This is a genomic window from Sorangium sp. So ce381, from assembly GCF_051473845.1.
GTDB lineage: Bacteria > Myxococcota_A > Polyangia > Polyangiales > Polyangiaceae > Sorangium > Sorangium atrum.
In genome coordinates this window covers 109,565-129,019 of record NZ_CP150336.1, presented here as the reverse complement: position 1 = coordinate 129,019, position 19,455 = coordinate 109,565, and the positions used below count along the sequence as shown (strand labels likewise).

Below are 19,455 nucleotides of genomic sequence, written 5' to 3'. Positions count from 1 at the left end.
GCGCCCCGTCCACCTGACGGGCGGCGGCGCGCCTCGCGCGGCGTCAGCCGCCGAGGAGCGCGCGCGTCCGCTGCTCCGCGCGGCGCCCCTCGGCGGCGAGCCGCTCGACGAAGCGCTCGATGATCGGATTGCGCCGGAAATTCTCGCGCGTCATCAGCTCGACGGGCAGCGGGTCGACCTCCGCGACCTCGACGTCGAGCCGCGAGCGCGCCACCTCGGTCAGCGCGAGCGCCGGCGCGAGGCCGATGCCGAGCCCGCCGGAGACGTACGAGACGAGGAGCGACACGCTCGACACGTCGATCGTCGAGATGGGCCGGATCCGCTCGCGATCCAGGTACGCGTCGAGCATCCGCCGCCCCACGCTGCCGGGCGCCAGCCGGAGCAGCGGCTCGTGCCGGAGCCGCTCGCGCAGCGCCGGCGACGAGCCCTTGAGCCGCGGCCCCACCCAGAGGAACGGCTGCACGAACAGCGGCTGCTTCACGAGGTCGCCGCCCGCCGAGGACGCCGACGCGAGGCCCAGATCCACCTCGCCGCGCTCCACCCCCCGCGCGGCGTCGACCGAGTTCGCCGTCGTGATCGCGAACCGCACCGGCGCGCGCTTCTCGAGCATCTGGCGGATCACCGGCACGAGCAGCCCCTTGCCGAGGTAGTCGCTCGCCGCCACGCGCAGGGTCGTCGACGGCTCCCCCGCCAGCTCCGAGAGCAGCTCGAACACCCCCTCCGCCTGGTCGAACAGCCGTGTGATCGCGCCGAGCGCCGCCTCGCCCGCCGGGCTCAGCCGCACGCCGCGCCCGTCGCGCTCGAACAGCGCCACCCCGAAGCGCTCCTCCACCCGCCGCACCTGCTGGCTTATCGCCGACGGCGTCTTGTGCAGCCGCCGCGCCGCCTCGGCGACCGAGCCCGACCGGGCCACCATGAGCACATCCTCGAGCGCGGGGAGCAGCGACGCGTCCATGTAGCTTTACTTAATCGATCGTGAAAAAAGTTTCATTCGACTTAATCCTCTCGCGCCCGCATAGTCATGCCGCCCGCCCGACGTTGGACCGCCAGACCGGCGGCGCGCCCGATGCCTCCGAGGAGGCTGCCGGTGCGCCGCGGCTGCGGCGCTCGGGCCGGTCCGCTTCGCTTCGCACGCCGTCCCGCTTCACCCCCCTTCACGTCCCCTTTCACCGGATTCCAGCGCACCGCGAGAGGCCATCATGGGTAAGAGTCTCTATGACAAGGTTTGGGACCTCCACAAAGTCCGCACGTTGCCGAGCGGCGAGGACCAGCTCTTCATCGGCCTTCACCTGATCCACGAGGTGACGAGCCCCCAGGCGTTCGGGATGCTCCGCGATCTCGGCCTGCGGGTGAGCATGCCCGAGCGGACGTTCGCGACCCTCGATCACATCGTCCCGACCGACAACCGCAAGCGGCCGTTCAAGGACACGCTGGCCGAGGGGATGGTCGACGCGCTCAAGAAGGCGTGCACCGAGCAGGGCGTCACGTTCTTCGATCTCGAGTCGGGGCGGCAGGGCATCGTGCACATCATCGGCCCCGAGCTCGGCCTCACGCAGCCGGGCATGACGATCGCGTGCGGCGACTCGCACACGTCGACGCACGGCGCGTTCGGCGCGATCGCGTTCGGGATCGGGACGACGCAGGTGCGCGACGTGCTCGCCACGCAGACGCTGAGCCTCCAGCGGCTCAAGGTCCGGCGGATCCAGGTGGAGGGCAAGCTCGGGCCGGGCGTCTACGCGAAGGACATCATCCTCGAGATCATCCGCCGGCTCGGCGTGTCCGGCGGCACGGGCTACGCGTACGAGTACGGCGGGTCGACCATCGAGGGGTTCTCGATGGAGGAGCGGATGACCCTGTGCAACATGTCGATCGAGGGCGGCGCCCGGGTCGGCTATGTGAACCCTGACCAGGCGACGTTCGAGTACATGAAGGGGCGTCCGTACGCGCCGAAGGGTGAGGCGTGGGAGAAGGCGCTCGAGTACTGGCGCTCGATCGCCTCCGACGAGGACGCGCGTTACGACGACGTCGTCCGGATCGACGCGAGCGAGATCGCGCCGACGGTCACCTGGGGCATCACGCCGGGGCAGGCGATCTCGGTGAAGGAGAGGGTCCCGGCGGCCGAGGACGTGGCGAACGAGTCCGAGCGGGCGCTGATCCGCGAGGCGCTCGAGTACATGCGGCTCGAGGGCGGCAAGCCGATCGAGGGGACGAAGATCAACGTGGCGTTCATCGGCAGCTGCACGAACGGCCGCATCTCGGATTTCCGGGAGGTGGCGCGGCGCATCCAGGGGCACAAGGTCGCGCCGCACGTGCGCGCGCTGGCCGTCCCGGGGTCGATGGAGGTGGCGCGCGCGGCCGAGGCCGAGGGGCTGGACCGGGTCTTCCGCGAGGCGGGCTTCGAGTGGCGCGAGCCGGGCTGCTCGATGTGCCTGGCGATGAACCCCGACAAGCTCATCGGAGATGAGCTGTGCGCGTCCTCGTCCAACCGCAACTTCAAGGGCAGGCAGGGGAGCCCCACGGGGCGCACCGTGCTCATGAGCCCGGTGATGGTCGCGGCTGCCGCCGTCCGCGGCGAGATCGCCGACGCTCGTGACGTGTTCGGAATCTGACGACGCTCGCACCCGAGGGAGATCCCAATGGCACTCGATTTGATTCAATCCGTCACCGGTCGCGCCGTTCACGTTCCGGGGGACGACATCGACACGGACCGCATCATCCCGGCGCGCTTCCTGAAGTGCGTCACCTTCGACGGCATCGGCGAGCACCTCTTCCGGGACGTGCGCTTCGACGAGCGGGGCGAGAAGCGGGAGCACCCGCTGAACGACCCGCGCTTCGCGGGCGCGACGGTGCTGATCGCCGACCGCAACTTCGGCTGCGGCTCGTCGCGCGAGCACGCGCCGCAGTCGATCGCGAAGGCGGGTTTCAAGGCGGTCATCGCCGAGAGCTTCGCCGAGATCTTCTTCGGCAACTCGACGACGCTCGGCATCCCCTGCGTCTCGGTGAGCCGCGAGGACCGCGCCGCGCTCGTGGCGCGCGTGAACGCCGACCCGAAGACGCCCGTCACGGTCGACCTGCAGGGGCAAGTCGTCCGGGCCGGGAGCGATCTCACGGTGCCCTTCACCATCAAGCCGGGCGCGCGCGAGTCGCTGATCCGGGGCACGTGGGATCCGATCGCCCAGCTGCTCGAGGGGGCCTCGGAGGTCCAGCAGGTGGCGGCGCGACTGCCCTACGTGCGGCCCGCCTCCGCGCAGTAGCTCCGCGCTCGATCGAGGCGCTGCCCCAACCTGGGGCGCGCGAGGAAGCACCTCAACCTCAAGCACCTCCTCAACCTGGGTCGGATCGACCGCCTCCCCGAACCTGAACCTCAACCTGGGTCGGGCTTTCCAGGGTCGGGTCCTCCAAACCTCAACCTGGGTCGGGGTACCACGCCATCCAAACCTCAACCTGGGTCGGGTCAGGGGGTCGGGTCACCACCCGGCCGAACCTCAACCTGGGTCGGGGCATCCAGGTCCTCCAGGGTCGGGGCATCCAAACCTCAACCTAGGTCGGGTCAGGGGGGTCGGGTCACCACCCGGCCGAACCTCAACCTGGGTCGGGGCATCCAGGTCCTCCAGGGTCGGGGCATCCAAACCTCAACCTAGGTCGGGTCAGGGGGGTCGGGTCACCACCCGGCCGAACCTCAACCTGGGTCGGGGCATCCAGGTCCTCCAGGGTCGGGGCATCCAAACCTCAACCTGGGTCGGGTAAGGGGTCGCCACCCGGCCGAACCTCAACCTGGGTCGGGGCATCCAGGTCCTCCAGGGTCGGGTCATCCAAACCTCATCCAAACCCCAACCTGGGTCGGGTTACCACCGGGTTACCACCGGGTTACCACCCGGCCGAACCTCAACCTGGGTCGGGGCATCCCAGGTCACTCAAGAGGAAAATTCCGCCATCACTCCATCCGCTTGCCTGCCGGCACCCCCTGCGGCGCCGGTTGGCTCAACGTGACACGTAGGCAGCGCTCCCCGTCACACTGTGGCCCTGTCGCGCCGTGCGGTTGCGCGCAGCGGGCGCCGCGCGACCGCGAAAAGCCGGCCGATACACGTCGCTCCGGGCGGCCGGCAACCCGACCGAGCAGGCGGACGCGCCTGGCATGTCCAGTGCTTTATCTCGACGCGAGCTCTTCGAGTCGGCGCTGAGACGCCGCGCGCAGCAGCGCTCCGCATGCCGCGGCGCAGAGCCATCGTTCCTTGATCGCGTGTCTCGCACAGGCACGCAGGATGGAGTACCCCATGCGTTTCGCGATCTTCTCCTCTCTTATCCCGCGTTCGTCAGCCGCTCGCTCCTCTCTCCAGGGGCTCATTGCGCTCTCCGCGCTCGTTGTGCTCACCGGCGCCAAGGGGCAGGGCTGTGGGGGCGTGGACGAGCCGTCACCGCCACCAGAGCCCAACTGCGGACCTGGCTTTCACTGGGAGACGGTCTGTTCACCGTGCGAGATCGGCGAGATGTGCGAGGAGCAGTGTGTGCCCGATAGCGTCTGTCCTGCTGACTGGAGCGAGCAGACCATCTGCAGCGGCGGCACCACCTCTTCGGGCCAGGGTGGCTTCGCCGGCGGCACCGCCATGCCCGTCGATCCGGGCGAGTGCTGGACCGAGTGCATCCCGCCGCAGCCGTACTGCCCGCCGGGCACGATCGAGCAGACCGTGTGCGGCGGCTCCGTGACGGTCGGCGTCGGCGGCGCCGGCGGCTCCGGCGGCTGGGGCAGCGCCAGCAGCGCTGTCGGCGTCGGCGGCTCGGGCCCTGGCGGCATTCCGATGCCTTCCGAGCCGTGCTGGACCGAGTGCGTGCCCGTCGAGCCCTACTGCCCGCCGGGCACCACCCCGCAGACCTTCTGCGACGAAGGCACCACCGTCACCAGCAGCAGTGTCGGCGTCGGCGGCTCGGGCGGCTGGGCGGGCACCGGCGGCGCCGGCGGCTCGGGCGGCTGGGCGGGCACCGGCGGCGGCACCGCTGGCGGGGGCATCGGCGGCTCCGATTCAGACTTCGCCGCCCCGCGCCCCGGCGGCGGCTGCTGGACCGAGTGCGTGCCCACCGCGCCCTACTGCCCGCCCGGCACCACCCCGCAGACCTACTGCGACGGCGGCACCACCGTCACCAGCAGCAGCGTCGGCGTCGGCGGCTCGGGCGGCTGGGCGGGCGCCGGCGGCGCTGGCGGGAACACCGCTGGCGCCGATCCAGGCTTTGCCGCGCCGCTCCCCCCCGGCGGCGGCTGCTGGACCGAGTGCGTGCCCACGGAGCCCTACTGCCCGCCGAACAGCATCCCGCAGACGGTCTGCGGCGGCAGCGCGGTCTCGGTCGGCAGCACCGGCACCGGCTACGGCGGCGCCGGCGGCGCTGGCGGCGCCAGCCCGTACCCCGGCCAGGAGTACTGCTGGACCGAGTGCGTTCCCGTCGAGCCCTACTGCCCGCCTGGCACGACCCAGCAGACCATCTGCGAGGACCCCATGCCCGGCACCAGCAGCAGCGGCACCGGCGTGGGCGGCATGCCTTACCCCGGCGGCGGCTGCTGGACCGAGTGCGTGCCCACCGAGCCTTACTGCCCGCCGGACAGCATTCCGCAGACGGTCTGCGGCGGCGGCAGCTCTGTCTCTGTCGGCAGCTCGGGCAGCACTGGCACCGGCGTGGGCGGCATGCCCTACCCCGGCGATTGCTGGACCGAGTGCGTGCCCGTCGAGCCCTACTGCCCGCCTGGCATGATCGAGCAGAAGGTCTGCTCCGGCGAGAGCAGCAGCAGCAGCACCGGCACCGGCATGGGCGGCGCCGACGCGTACCCCCCCGGTGATTGCTGGATCGAGTGCGTGGAGGGAGCCACCTGCCCCCCCGGCGCGACCATCCGGACCATCTGCGAGGAGATCAGCGCCGGCGGCTCCGCCCCGATCTGCCGGACCGAGTGCGTCCTGATGCTGCCGTGACGCGACGGGCGCGGGCGATCCCCCCGACGGCGGGAGGTTTCGCGAGCGAACCGCCGCCGCCCGCGCCCTGGAGCGCCGCAGCTCCGATCGAATGACGAAGGCGCCGGGAGCGCCAGGGGAAACGCGATCCCCTGGCGCTCCCGGCGCATCGGCGTTTCAGGACGGCACCGCCCCGGCGCTGCGCGGCCGCGCGGCCCCCTCGAGCCAGCATCGGATCTGGCAGGACCGGCCGCAGATCGATGTGAGCGAGCTGCGGCAGCAGGCGCCTTCGGGTCGCTGGCACCACCTCGGCGCAGGCGACAGTGCCAAGGGACCACGGAGCTAGGACCGGGCCTTCGCCCGCTCGTCGAAGCGGAGCCGCGTCGTCGGAGGCGCGGTATCCTGTTCCGCCGCAGCCTCGGTGGCCCGACCGACGTCGCCCACTATGCCGTCTGGACCACGGAAATCACCCCGCTGATCGACGTGCTCCGTACCGTTGAAAGCCGCTGGTCGATTGAAGAGCGCTCGAGAGGGCGATGAGCGAGGTCTGCCTTGGCCACGATGAGGTTCGCCGTTTCACCCGCTGGTACCGCCACATCCCCCTCACGCCGTCTGCGCGCGCCCTCTCGGCGGTTGATCGAGCTGCCTCCGACGCGTCGAGCTGGTCCGGCGGTAAAGCGATGACCGCGGTCCAGCGCTCCCCCTCTTGACGCGGCGCTCCGGAGCGACCCCGCCAGCCTCGCCCTCCCTCGGCCTCGATGATGCCCGCGGGCCGGTTGATTGGAATTGACATCAATCATGTGAGCGTTCACATTGCGGTCGAGGGGCATCCTTTCGCTTCGGCCTCCTCGGTCCCCGTGGCACCGAGATCTTCGTCATCTATTCACTTTTGATCAATTTTTGCACCGATTCTGTTCGCTCGGCCTTCGGGAAAGCAATTGCCGATCGATGGTGATTGGCGTTTTGCGAAGGGTGATCCGCCAGAGAACACGACGAGCGTCGCTCATTCGACGCCTGTCGTGAAAGCCTGAGTGCTGTCCACCGGAGATGATTTCGTCACGAATCCGGCGATACTGGCGGTGCGGCCGGATGGCACCTTGGGAATGGACAGTCGGGCAGCCTGCGCCAGCGAGGCGCTCCGCTGTAGCCGAGCTCTCGCGGCAGGTACTCCCGAGGGACCCCGCCTCGATCACGAACGAGATCCTCGTCAAGGCGATCCAACCAGGCGCACGCGGCCGGCCGCCCTGCGGATTCGGCTCCGTCTTCGGAAGTAGCGGTTCAAGTCGCTCCCAGCGTTCGTCCGGCACAAGCAGCTTTCCAACATCCTAATCCGTCGCGCGCTCCGCCTCTCCCAAGCGAGCGGGATCAGCGGGCTATTACCAGATGCTCTCATGCTGATCCAGCGGTGCGAAGCGCAGGCGGAAACAGCTCCGTGCCTCGGCCGCATGGGGACAGTCCGCGCTCTTACAGCTGGCATACATCATCGAAGTCGGGAGAACCATCATGCACTCTGTTGCTTGCGAGGAGTCATGCGAAACTTGATTAACCGTCATCTCTACGCGGTTCTGATCGGCCTCTTGCCGCTCGGCGGCGCATGCTCGGGCGGGTCCACCACCCCCGATCCGGGCGCCGGAGGCGGCGCGTCGACCAGCGCCGCTGGCACGACCAGCGGGGCGGGGGGAGGCGGAACGACCGGTACGACCGGTGCAGCCGGTGCGGCCGGGGTCGGCGGCGGCGGCGGTTCCGGAGGCCAGGGAGGCGACGACGACCAGCTAGCTTGCCCGCCTGCACCTCCAGAGACCGGGCTCTATGCCGTCGACGCCAGCGGCGTCACCTTCAACCTGGAGACCGGCCTGCTGAGACTGGAGGTCTGCAATGAAAGCATAATCAGAGTCCAGTACACCACTGCCGCTTCACCCCCTGACAAGAAATCTCTATCCGTCAACAAGGAGTGGGACAAGCCGAGCTTTTGCGTCGCAGAGAACTCGGGGACCGTGACCATCACCACTTCACGGCTGAAGATCAACGTCAACACGACCGACGGCCTGGTCACATACACCGACCTGAACGACAGCGTCATCCTGTCGGAAGACAGCAAGACCTTGACGCCCGCGACCGTCGAGGGGGTCCGCACGAACCGCGTCGAGACCGTCTTCAACTCGCCCGCCGACGAAGCCTTGTTCGGTCTTGGCCAGCACCAGGACAACGTGATGAACCGCAAAGGGACGACCCGGCGCATCGTCAACGCCAACACGGAGATCAACATTCCGGTGCTGGTGTCCAACAAGGGCTACGGGATCTTCTGGGACAACTATTCCACCTCGAACTTCGACGGGACCAGGTCGAGCAACAGCAAGTACAGCTATTCGTCCGAAGCCGGCGAGATGGTGGACTACTACTTCTTCTATGGTCCGAGCATCGACCAGATAGTAGCCCAGTACCGCACCGCGACCGGCGCGGCCCCGCTGTTCCCGAAGTGGGCCTACGGGCTCTTCCAGTCGAAGGACAAGTACGGCAGCCAGGCCGAGCTGCTGAAGATCAAGGACGGCTACCGCGACAACAAAATCCCTGTCGACTGCATCGTTCAAGACTGGGACTACTGGACCCCGTACGCGTGGGGCTCCCACTTCATGGATGAACGCCGCTACCCGGATCCAGCGGCCCTCATCGCCGAGATGCACAAGGCCAACGTTCACACGATGATATCGATCTGGCCCGTGTATCAACGCGTGAACACCGAGCGGAAGGCGGGAGAGATGGGCAACTACAACGCGCTCGACGAAATTGGCGCGCTGTACCCCAGCAGCGGCACACACCGTTTCTACGACACGTTCAACCCCGCCGCCAGAGCGCTGGTGTACCAGCAGATCCACGATCGCCTGCTGGGGCCGTACGGCTGGGACGGCATCTGGGCAGACAACACCGAACCCCAGGCCTATCCGGACCCCGTCAACGTGCGGGCGGCGGATACCGCGCTCGGCAAGGGCGCGCTGTACCTGAACGCTTATCCCCTGGGACACGCCGCGGGGGTGTACGAGCATTGGCGTGGCATCGGCCCGAAGCAAAAGCGAGTCTACGTCCTCACCCGCAGCGCCTTCGCCGGCCAGCAGCGATACGCCACGACGTGCTGGTCGGGAGACATCAACAGTGATTTCGCGACCTATACCAAGCAGATCCCCGCGGGGCTCAACTTCTCGCTCGCGGGGATGCCCTATTGGACCACGGACATAGGCGGATACTGGGGACACAACGTGAACTGGACCACCAGCGCAAACAACGAGCTCTTTACCCGCTGGTTTCAGTATGGCGCCTTCTCCCCGATCTTCCGGATTCACGGGGGCGGATCGAGGGAGCTGTACAGCAACAGCTGGAGCGCCGCCACCAAGGCCAACCTCCTCAAGATCGACAACCTGCGCTACCGGTTGATGCCTTACATCTACTCGTTGGCATGGAAGGTGACCAGCGAGGGCTACACCATGATGCGGCACCTGGTCTTCGACTATCCCAATGACGCGAAGGTGTTCAACATCAAGGATCAGTTCCTGTTCGGCCCTGCCTTCCTTGTCAATCCAGTGACCACCGCGGGCGCTACCAGCCGCTCCGTCTATCTCCCCGCGGGGACCTGGTACGATTTCTGGACAGGATCGACGACAGACGGCGGACGTACCGCCTCGGTCCCCGCGCCGCTGAGCGAGATGCCGCTCTTCGTCAAAGCGGGCTCGATCGTCCCCATGGGTCCCAGCATTCAGTACGCGACGCAGAGCATCGACCCGCTGGAGATCCGGATCTATACAGGCCAGGACGGGGCCTTCACTCTCTACGAAGACGAGGGCGACAGCTACAGCTACGAGGACGGTCAATATTCGACGATTCCATTCACATGGAACGAGTCGACCAAGAAGTTGACCATCGGCGCACGGAAGGGAACCTATACAGGAATGCCGGCCAGCAGGACGTTCAGGATCGTGCGGGTAGGCTCCAATCACGGCGCCGGCGTCGACGTCACTGCCGCGCCGGATCAAATGGTCACCTACAATGGCTCAGAGGTGGTCGTCACCGCGAACTGAGCGACGGGGGCGGCTCGACCCTGCGGTGGCAACACCGCTCCGCTGAAGAAATGGCGCGCCGGAGGCGCCGGGGGAACTTCAATCCCCGTCGCTTCCGGCGTGCCCGTACCTGAACCCGAACGCCCACGCCGGGAACACCGTGGCCGCGAAGCCCGCGCCGAGCCCGTAGAGGATCTCGTCGAGCGGCACGCCGAGCAGCGCCCTCCCCGGCAGCAGCACGCTGGGCCGCCAGGTGCGCTCGAACACGGAAGGCACGAGCGCCGCGAAGACGAGGCACAGGCCGAGATAGAGCGCCGCCGACAGGAGCGCTCCGAGCAGGCCCGGCACGAGCAGATCGGCGCGCACCGCGCCGAGCGCCGCGGCGACCCCCACCATCGCCGCCACCGACGCATAGAGCACGGGCACCCCCGCCGCGAGCAGCGCCCCGGCCACCGCGAGCACGAGCGCGATCGCCGCCGCCGCCCGCCGCCACGGCCGCGCCCCCCGCGCCCCGCAGGGCACCGGCGCGCGGCGGAACACAACGGCATAGACGGTCGAGGAAAACGCGCTGAGCCCGACGACGAACAGCACGTCCTCGATGCCGAACCCGATCCGATCGGCCAGGTCGAACAGGAACTTCGGGGCCCAGTACCTCGGGTAGAACAGCCGCTCGGCCGCCGCGAACGGCAGCGAGGCGAGCGCCATCCGCTTCATCAGGGGGCGCAGATCCGGGCGCGCGAGCCAGATGACGCCCCCTGGCAGGAGGAAGAGCAACGAGAGCAGCAGGAACTCGTGCGACATCGCGCCCTCGCCCCTCAGCGCGCTGCGAGGGCGATGGCGGTCGAGCCGACCAGCGACAGCGTCGCCGCGCCCGCCGCCGCGACCCGGACCAGCAGCAGGCGCGAGCCCGGCGGCGCCGGGCGGGCCAGCATCACGACGAGCGCCGCCGCCGCCGGCGCGAGCAGGCCCGCCCCCGGGCGCAGGCCCACAGCGCCCAGGCCGACCGGCGCGAGCAGGAGCGAGAGCCCGTTCAGGAGGACCACCCACCGAGCCGCGCGCTCTCCGCCCACGCGCACCGGCAGCGTCCGCTTGCCGCTCTCGCGATCCGAGGGCTCGTCCGGGAGCGCGGTGGCGATCGCGCAGGCGAGGTGGCTCGGCAGCAGGAACGCGAGCAGCGCGAAGGGAAAACGCGCGGGGTCGCCCCCCTGGGCGATGTAACCGTAGAGCGGCAAGACCGCGCCGACGCCGACCATCTGGAGCAGCTCCCCGCCGCCGCGGTACGACAGGCGAAGCGGCGGGTAGCTGTAGGCCCAGAGGAGCAGGAGCGCCGCGATCGCGAGGAGCACGAGGAGCGGCGCGGCGGCCGTCGCCAGCGCCGCGGCGAGCGCCGCCGAGACGGCCACGAGCGCCGCGGCGCACGCGACGGCCGCCGCGCCGAGCGCGCGGGGCGAGAGGCGCCCCTCGACGAGCACGCGCGAGCCGCCCGAGAAGGGCGTCGCGGTCCTGTTGCGGCGATCGGTGTCGTGGTCGGCGACGTCGTTCGCGTAGACGATGAAGAGCTGGTCCAGCAGGCCGAACAGCTGGACCGCCGCGAGCGTCCCCAGGTCGAGCGGTCGGCCGGCCGCCTGCGCGCCGACGAGCTGCCCGAGCAGCAGCGGGAGCGCGATGCTCGGCTGCGAGGCCAGCCGCGACGCATCGAGCCACGCTCGAAGCGCGCCCGGCCGGACGCTCATCGCCCCTCGCCCCGCGACAGGCCGAGGCGATCGGCCAGCTTGGCGCGCAGATCGGTGAAGGGGAGGTCCCAGCGGCGCTCGCCGTCGAGGCGCCAGGCCTTGAGCGGGATCAGGTCGACCTGGGCGAGCAGGCAGTGGAGCTGCGACTCCTCGGGCGGCTCGCGGATGAACGAGAAGGGGTTGCGGTACTCCCGGCCGTTCAGCTGCGAGTACTTGCGGTCGTTGCTGGCCACGAGCTCGACGAGCGTCCTCTGCCGGCCGTCGAGGTAATCGAAGAACGAGACGTCGAAGGGCCCGATGCCCGCGCGCTCCTCCGGCTTGCGCATCACCCAGCGGGCCCAGTCGTAGCCGTAGAGGAAGTCGTGCGCGTAGCGGAAGCGCAGCTTCGACTTGTTGCCGAAGCCCAGGCAGAGCGACACCACGCGGCGGGCGAAGTCGCCGATCGCCGGCGCGCTCCCGGCCTGCCACAGACAGCAGGCCAGGTAGTCGAGATCCCAGAAGATGTTGTCGGGGAAGTTGTCGGCGACCGCGCAGATGATCTCGCCGAGCCCGCGGGCGAAGGCGCGCGCCCGCTCGGCGTCCTCGCTGCCGCCCACGATCTGCTCGACCAGGGCGACGGGGGTGGGCGCGCACGGCCGGCCCGGCGCGACCGAGGCCCGCGCGCCCTGCAGGGGCGTGAGGCGCGCGAGCGCGTCGCGCTCCTCCGGGGGGATGACCGCGATGCCCGTCATGCCGGCCCTCCCCCGGCGCGGAGCCCGGCGGCGAGCACGGCCGCCGACAGGGCGACGATCCCCCACTGGATCGCGCGGTGGAGCTCGCGCTTGTAGGCCGCCTGCGCGGCGAAGGCGTTCGTCACCGCCTCGGGGCTCTTCTCGAGGAGCCGCGCCCTGAAGGAGAGCGCCACGGCCGCCGCCGGCGCGACCGACCAGAGCGGAGGCGCGTCTTCGGCGAGGAGGGACGCCGCGAGCCAGAGGAGCGGGCCGAGGCCGGCGAGGGCCTCGGTGGCCCGGCGCGTGGCCGCATTGCCGAGCAGCGTGGCCACGGTGCGCTTGCCGCCGGCGCGGTCGCTCTGCTCGTCGGACAGCCCGCTGGCCAGCGCGCTCGCCAGCGCGAGCACGAGCAACCCCGGCAGGAGCGCGACGAGCCACGCCGGCGCCAGCGCGCCGCACTGGGCATACGCGTGCAGCGCGGGGAGCACGCCGCCGACGCCGGCCATCTCGAGGAGCTCGCCGCCGCCGCGGTAGTTGAGCCGGATCGGCGGCAACGTGTAGGCGATGAAGACGAGCTGGCCGAGCGCGGCCAGGGGGAGCAGCAGCGGGCGATCGAGCGCGACGCCGGCACCCCAGGCCATGAGCAACGCGGCGACGCCTGCCCCGAGCCCGGCGAGCAGGAGGGCGCTCGCGGGAAGGATGCCGTCCGGGATGGTCTTCGGCGAGCAGCCGTCCGGGAACATGCGTCGCTTGAGGGCGTCCACCTCGCGATCGCCCCAGTCGTTCAGGAGCACGACGAAGGCGACGTCGGCCATCATCCACAGCGCGCCGAAGGCGAGGGCCCCTGCGGACAGCCGGCCGGCGACGGCCGCGCCCACCGCGTGCCCGTATACGGCCGGGACGAGCACCTTGGGCCAGCTCGCGGGCTTGAGCGCGTACGCCCACCGCGCTCCAGGGCTCATCGACTCGAGGCGCATGGATCAGCTCTCCCTGCTGCTAGCACAAGAACATCCACGCTTCGGGGCTACATGAGCCCGTCCGGAAAACGGAGCGCCTTCCGCCGGGCACGGCAGCGTTTCCTTCCACGGCGATCTGAGCCACCTTACTCCCCCCGACAGCCTCCACACGCGACCAGTGCGGCACGTCCCCCTTCCCTCCCCGAGCCTGGCCGGCGCGCTCCAGCCGCGCGCCCTCGGGCAGCGCCTCGAGCCCGCGCGGAGGCGCGCGTGACCGCCGACGCGGTCCGGCCGCGCGGCGCGCGGGTGCTCGCGGACGAGCCCGCTCGCCGCCGCATCCGCGACGATCTGCGGACGACGCTCGTCGTCGAGGCCGCCGCGGGCACCGGCAAGACCACCGCGCTCGTGTCGCGGATCGTCGCCGTGCTGCGGAGGGCGCCCGAGGAGGGCGGCGGGACGCTCGATCGGATCGTCGCGGTGACCTTCACGGAGAAGGCGGCCGGCGAGATGAAGCTGCGCCTCCGGGCCGAGATCGAGCGGGCGCGCAGCGACCCGAGCGCCGGCCCTGCGGAGCGCGCGCGGCTCGACGAGGCGCTCGCGCACCTGGAGGCGGCGCGCATCGGGACCATCCATTCCTTCTGCGCCGACCTCCTGCGCGAGTGGCCGGTCGAGGCGCGCGTCGACCCGCTGTTCCAGGTCGCGGCCGCGGATCAGGCCGAGGCGCTCTTCGATCAGGCCTTCGACGCCTGGTTCCAGCGCACCCTGAACGACCCGCCCGAGGGCGTGCGCCGGATCCTGCGCCGGCGCCCGCGCGACGGCGCGCAGGGCCCGCGCGACCTGCTCCGGAGCGCGGCGTTCAAGCTCGCCGAGCACCGCGACTTCACGCGCCCCTGGCGGCGCGACCCGTTCGACCGCGAGCGAGCGATCGACGAGATCCTGGACCGCCTCGCGGCGCTCGCCGACCTGGGCGCCGAGGCCGACCGGGAGGGCGACTACCTCGCGCAGAGCCTCCGGAACCTCGATCGCTACCTGGCGGAGCTCCGCCGCCGCGAGGAGGTCACGGGCGGGCGCGATCACGACGGCCTGGAGGCCGAGCTCGGCGACGTCGCGCGCTGGAAGGAATGGCGCTGGAGGGGCACCGGCAAGGCGTTCGGCGGGGATCTCACGCGCGCCGAGGTGCTCGCGCAGCGCGACCGCGTGAAGGTCGAGCTCGACGCCGTGCTGACGGCCGCGAGCGCCGATCTCGCGGCGTGCCTCTCGCGCGAGCTCCGGCCGCCGATCGAGGCGTACGACGCGCTCAAGGCCCGCGCCGGCAAGCTCGACTTCCTCGACCTGCTCCTCTGCGCCCGGGACCTCCTCCGATCGAGCCGCGGCGTGCGCGAGGAGCTGAACCTCCGCTTCTCGCACCTCTTCGTCGACGAGTTCCAGGACACCGACCCGCTCCAGGCGGAGATCCTGCTCCTGCTCGCGGCCGACGACCTCTCCGAGACCGACTGGACGCGGGCGCGCCCGGTGCCCGGCAAGCTCTTCGTCGTCGGCGATCCGAAGCAGTCGATCTACCGCTTCCGCCGCGCCGAGGTCGCGCTCTACGAGGCGACCAAGGCCCGGCTCGTCGCGTGCGGCGCGAGCGTGCTGTACCTGTCGACGAGCTTCCGCAGCGCCCCGTCGATCCAGGAGGCCGTCAACGCGGCGTTCGCGCCGCTGATGCAGGGAGGCACCGCCGAGGGCGAGCGCGCGGCGACCCAGGCGCGGTACGTCGCGCTCGAGCGGTTCCGGGACGATCCGCCGGAGCAGCCGACGGTCATCGCGCTCCCGGTGCCGCGGCCTTACGGCGACTTCGGCAAGATCTCCGATTTCCGGGTGCGGCAGTCGATCCCGGACGCGGTGGGCGCCTTCGTCCACCACCTCATCCACGGCGGCGCGGGCGCCGGCGGGGCGCTGGACGGTGACGGAGCGCGGCGCTGGACGGTGACGGAGCGCGAGCGCCCTGGCCAGCGGGTGCCGCTCGAGGCGCGGCACATCTGTCTTCTGTTCAAGCGTTTCCAGACGTTCGGCGAGGACGCGACCCGCGCCTACGTGCGGGCGCTCGAGGCGCGGCGGATCCCGCACGTGCTGGTGGGCGGACGGTCGTTCCACGATCGCGAGGAGGTGATGGCGGTGCGGAGCGCGCTGCTCGCGATCGAGTGGCCGGACGACGAGCTGAGCGTCTACGCGACGCTGCGCGGGCCCCTCTTCGCGCTGACGGACGACGTGCTGCTGCTCTACCGCGACCGGTTCCGGCGCTTGCACCCGCTGTTTCGACCGCCGGACGACGGCGCGCTCGATCTCGCGGTGGAGGGCGGGGCGCGGCCGCTCCGGGAGGTCGCGGAGGCGCTCGCGGTGCTCGGCAAGCTGCACCGCGAGCGCAACCGGCGGCCGATCGCGGACACCATCGGCGGGCTCCTCGACGAGACGCGCGCGCACGCGGGCATCGCGATCTGGCCGACGGGGGAGCAAGCGCTCGCGAACGTGCTGCGGGTGATGGATCTCGGGCGGCGCTTCGAGGCGGCCGGCGCGACGTCGTTCCGCGCGTTCGTGGAGCGGCTCGAGCTGGACGCCGAGCGGGGCGAGGTCGCCGAGGCGCCGGTCGTCGAGGAGGGGACGGAAGGCGTGCGGATCATGACGGTGCACCGGGCCAAGGGGCTCGAGTTCCCGGTGGTGATCCTGGCGGATCCGGCGTCGCCGGCGGCGCACCAGCTCCCGTCGCGGCACGTCGATCCGGAGCTCGGCCTGTGGGCGGAGCCGATCGCCGGCTGCGTGCCCGCGGAGCTCGTCGAGCGCCGCGACGAGGTGCTGCGCCGCGATCGCGAGGAGGCGGTGCGGCTCGCGTACGTCGCGGCGACGCGCGCGCGCGAGCTCTTGGTCGTGCCTGCGGTGGGCGACGCGCGCCCGGGCGACGGCACGAGCGACGGCTGGCTCGACGTGCTGCACCCCGTGCTCTACCCGGCGCCGCGCGAGCGGCGGAGCCCTCGGCGCTGCGAGGATCTCGGCTGCCCTCCGTTCGGGACCGACACGGTGCTGGAGCGCCCGGCGCGGTGCGAGGCCGACGAGCGGGACGCGGTCGCGCCGGGGGAGCACGCGCCGATGGCCGGATCGCACCGCGTGGTGTGGTGGGATCCTGGCGCGCTCGACCTGGATCGCGAGCCGGAGGCGGGGCTGCGGCAGCAGCGGATCCTGCAGGCGGACGCGGGCGGCGCCGGGGCGGGCGTGGCGGCGGTGAGCGCCGGGCCAGCGAGCGGCGCCGGGGTCCTCGGGAGCAGCGGGGCGCCGGCGAGCGCCGTGCTGGCAGGAGAGCTCGGGCAGCGCGGGCACGAGGCATGGCAGGAGGCGCGGCAGCGGGCGATCGTGGACGGCTCGATGGCGGCTGTCCGCGTGAAGACGGCGACGGAGATCAGCCACGAGGCGGCGGAGGCGGCGGCGGCCGGAGCCGGGACGGCGGCCGCGCAGCGGAGCGGCGGCGGGGCGGCGCGCGGGGAGAGGGCGGACGCGTTGCCGGTGATCTCGTTCGAGCAAACGGAGATCGCGCGCGAGGGCCGGCCCTACGGCAAGCGGTTCGGGACGCTTGTGCACGCGGTGCTGGCCGAGGTGGATCTCCGGGCGGGCGAGGACGAGGTGAGGACGGTGGCGGCGGCGCAGGCGAGGCTGCTCGGGGCGCCGGCCGAGGAGCTCGACGCGGCGGTCGCGGCGGCGGTCGCGGCGCTCGAGCACCCGCTGCTCCGGCGCGCAGCGGAGAGCGCCGCGCGCGGGGCGTGCGAGCGGGAGACGCCGCTGCTCCTGCGGCTCGAGGACGGGACGATCGCCGAGGGCATCGTCGACCTCTCGTTCCGCGAGAGCGTGGGCGACGTGGGGATCTGGACCGTGGTCGATTTCAAGACCGGCTCCGACGCGGGCACGGCGCACGCGGCGCAGGAGGCGCAGGTGCGGCTCTACGTGCAGGCGATCGCGGAGGCGACGGGCGAGAGGGCGAGAGGGGTGGTGCTCAGGGTGTGAGGGGCGCTGCCGGACGCAGAGGGAGGCCCGTGGGTAGCGCGTCGCGGGAAGCCCGTGCGGTGGTACGATGGGTGCCATGGGTTCGACAGCGACAGCGGAGATCCTCCGACCTGAGCCGATGACGCTGGAGCAGTGGGCCGACCTGGAGGAGGACCAGCCGGGTGAGCTCCTGGACGGTCGTCTCGTGGAGGAAGAGGAGCCGACGACGCTGCACGAAGCCGTGGTCAGCTGGCTGATCGAGGTGCTGCGCGGATGGGCCCGACCGCGGGGCGGCTGGGTGTTCGGCTCGGAGTACAAGCTCGGCGTGTCGGCGCGACGCGGGCGCAAGGCCGACGTGTGCATGTACGCCCCGGGCGCGCCGCTCCGCGGCCGCGATGCGCTCTCCCGGATCCCCCCGACCGTGGTGGTCGAGGTGCTCTCGCAGCGGCCGCGCGACGTGCGGCGCGATCGGATGGAGAAGACCCTCGAGTACGCGCGCTTCGGGGTGCGCTGGTACTGGCTCGTGGATCCGGACGCGCAGCTCTTCGAGCTGTATGAGCTCGGCCCCGACGGGTACTACGTGCAGCGGTTGCCCGCCTCGGAAGGGAAGGTGCGCGTACCGGGGCTGGACGGGCTGGAGCTCGATCTGGATGCGCTGTGGGCCGAGGTGGCGCCGCTCCTGGACGACGACGAGCCGGAGCGGGACGAGAGCGGCGACAGGTGAGCCGGGGGCCTCAGGCCGGCGCTGCCGCGAGAGCCTCGGCCGGCTTCGCCTTGGAGCGCCGCTTCTCCGGCGAGCTGCGGCGCCTCCCCTAGGCGCCCGGAGGCGCCCCGCAGATCACGGCTCCCACACCGTTCGAACCTTGAACTTCCGCGTCGGGAAGTCGCCGTCGCCGGTTCGAGCGGTGACGACGATGCGGTGGTCGACTCCGGACAGAAGCTCATTCGGAGTCAGTGTACTGAAGTCGATTCCCCACGGGGGGCCGACCATGCAGCCACCGAAGTCCTCGTAGTTGCCGTGCAGCGTCTCTTCCGCCTTCTTGACCATGACCCCGTTCTCCTTACGGTACAGGGTGGCCTTCAAAATCAGCGCATCGCATGCCTCTTCATTCGACGGCAGGGTGTCCTCCCAGGTCACGTACGTATGCAGCGTGTAGCCGGGACCGGGCTGCGAAGTGAAACCGCTCCTGTAGTTGGTGACGTCGACCGCCTGGGCCTTGTAGCAGCCTGTCGTGGTGTACGTCGTCGGCGAGGTGTAGTTGAAGCCGCCGCTGTACGTCGCAGCCGCGCCGACGGTGGCGCAAGTAGACTCGCCGTACGCCTGCTCCGCCTCCGCGACGTCTTCATCGCGCTGTTCGTCCTGCATCTCCACGGCGCAGCCCGTGGTGGCCATCGCGGCCATCGAAGCAAAGAGGCATCCCACTACGGAATGGATTCGACTCATCTTTTCAGATCTCCATCTGTGAAGCGTATGAAAACGGCATCGCGATGTTCAGCCGGGCATCGGGAGGCCATGGTGCGCTGGTTCGCCCACGCCAGGGCGTGGAGGCGAGTCGCCTCTTCACCACGGCCTTCCTTGGTCCGGCTCATCGCCGCCGCCGTCGCGTTCAGCAACGCACATGCCAACGCAGCGCCCGTCCCGCCTCAACGCCATCGCCAGGCCCCCAGCTCGGTCCGGCACGGCCCCGCAAGGCGGTAAATCCAGACGAAGAGAGCTCCTGTAGGGCGCGCCAGGGGCCCGGTGCGCTGCCCGTGCGAGCCGCTGTGAGCACGTGTCTGTCACGCAGAGAGCCGTGACATGTCACACCAAACGCCGTGACATGTCACACCAAACGCCGTGACAATGCCACGGGGCTATCATCGGCATCGGACGGTTTTCGACGTCAGACGACTTTTACCGGTCATCGGTCGGATCGAGATCCGGCGCGCTGGCTGCGGGCTTGGGGGGGGGTCACTGGCTGACCGTGGTCGATTGAAGGACCGGCTCCGACGCGGGCACGGCGCACGCAGCGCAGGAGACGCAGGCGCGGCTCTACGTGCAGGCGATCGCGGAGGCGACGCGCGAGAGG

12 protein-coding genes are annotated in these 19,455 nt (G+C 70.8%); 6 read left to right on the top strand and 6 right to left on the bottom strand.

Going from position 1 to position 19,455, the window contains the following annotated elements:
• Positions 1–43 precede the first annotated feature (43 nt).
• Positions 44–955 carry a LysR family transcriptional regulator gene (locus WMF29_RS00480; protein ID WP_437326949.1) on the bottom strand — a complete coding sequence of 304 codons (912 nt, stop codon included), beginning with the start codon at positions 953–955 and terminating at the stop codon, positions 44–46.
• Between the two features lie 244 nt (positions 956–1,199).
• Here WMF29_RS00480 and leuC point away from each other — a divergent pair, with 244 nt between their 5' ends.
• From leuC to WMF29_RS00460, 4 genes are all read left to right on the top strand, one after another.
• On the top strand, positions 1,200–2,609 hold the full coding sequence (gene leuC, locus WMF29_RS00475) for a 3-isopropylmalate dehydratase large subunit (RefSeq protein WP_437326948.1): 1,410 nt from the start codon (positions 1,200–1,202) through the stop codon (positions 2,607–2,609).
• 27 nt (positions 2,610–2,636) lie between these two features.
• On the top strand, positions 2,637–3,254 hold the full coding sequence (gene leuD, locus WMF29_RS00470; RefSeq protein WP_437326947.1) for a 3-isopropylmalate dehydratase small subunit: 618 nt from the start codon (positions 2,637–2,639) through the stop codon (positions 3,252–3,254).
• Positions 3,255–4,505: 1,251 nt separating this feature from the next.
• Positions 4,506–5,954, top strand: a complete 1,449-nt coding sequence (locus WMF29_RS00465) for a hypothetical protein (RefSeq protein ID WP_437326946.1) — start codon at positions 4,506–4,508, stop codon at positions 5,952–5,954.
• Positions 5,955–7,462: 1,508 nt separating this feature from the next.
• Positions 7,463–10,000, top strand: a complete 2,538-nt coding sequence (locus WMF29_RS00460; protein ID WP_437326945.1) for a glycoside hydrolase family 31 protein — start codon at positions 7,463–7,465, stop codon at positions 9,998–10,000.
• 78 nt (positions 10,001–10,078) lie between these two features.
• Here WMF29_RS00460 and WMF29_RS00455 read toward each other — a convergent pair whose 3' ends face one another.
• Genes WMF29_RS00455 through WMF29_RS00440 form a run of 4 tightly spaced genes read right to left on the bottom strand, consistent with a single transcriptional unit; the run spans position 10,079 to position 13,399 of the window.
• Entirely contained in the window at positions 10,079–10,780 is a 702-nt protein-coding gene (locus tag WMF29_RS00455; RefSeq protein ID WP_437326944.1) for a lycopene cyclase domain-containing protein, read from the bottom strand.
• A 14-nt stretch (positions 10,781–10,794) separates the two neighbouring features.
• Entirely contained in the window at positions 10,795–11,712 is a 918-nt protein-coding gene (locus WMF29_RS00450) for a prenyltransferase (RefSeq protein ID WP_437326943.1), read from the bottom strand.
• Entirely contained in the window at positions 11,709–12,443 is a 735-nt protein-coding gene (locus WMF29_RS00445) for a ferrochelatase (protein WP_437326942.1), read from the bottom strand. The genes WMF29_RS00450 and WMF29_RS00445 overlap by 4 nt, the downstream gene beginning before the upstream one ends.
• Positions 12,440–13,399 carry a UbiA family prenyltransferase gene (locus WMF29_RS00440; protein ID WP_437326941.1) on the bottom strand — a complete coding sequence of 320 codons (960 nt, stop codon included), beginning with the start codon at positions 13,397–13,399 and terminating at the stop codon, positions 12,440–12,442. Before WMF29_RS00440 ends, WMF29_RS00445 begins: the two co-directional genes overlap by 4 nt.
• 249 nt (positions 13,400–13,648) lie before the next feature.
• Between WMF29_RS00440 and WMF29_RS00435 the strand changes: the two genes are divergently transcribed.
• Positions 13,649–17,407 (top strand): UvrD-helicase domain-containing protein, encoded by a 3,759-nt coding sequence (locus WMF29_RS00435; protein WP_437326940.1) that lies wholly within the window; start codon positions 13,649–13,651, stop codon positions 17,405–17,407.
• 76 nt (positions 17,408–17,483) lie between these two features.
• The gene (locus WMF29_RS00430) at positions 17,484–18,110 is read left to right on the top strand and encodes a Uma2 family endonuclease (RefSeq protein ID WP_437326939.1); all 627 of its coding nucleotides are present in this window, start codon (positions 17,484–17,486) and stop codon (positions 18,108–18,110) included.
• A gap of 114 nt (positions 18,111–18,224) precedes the next feature.
• Here the strand turns inward: WMF29_RS00430 and WMF29_RS00425 are convergent, their stop codons facing one another.
• Positions 18,225–18,788 (bottom strand): hypothetical protein, encoded by a 564-nt coding sequence (locus WMF29_RS00425; protein ID WP_437326938.1) that lies wholly within the window; start codon positions 18,786–18,788, stop codon positions 18,225–18,227.
• Positions 18,789–19,455 lie beyond the last annotated feature (667 nt).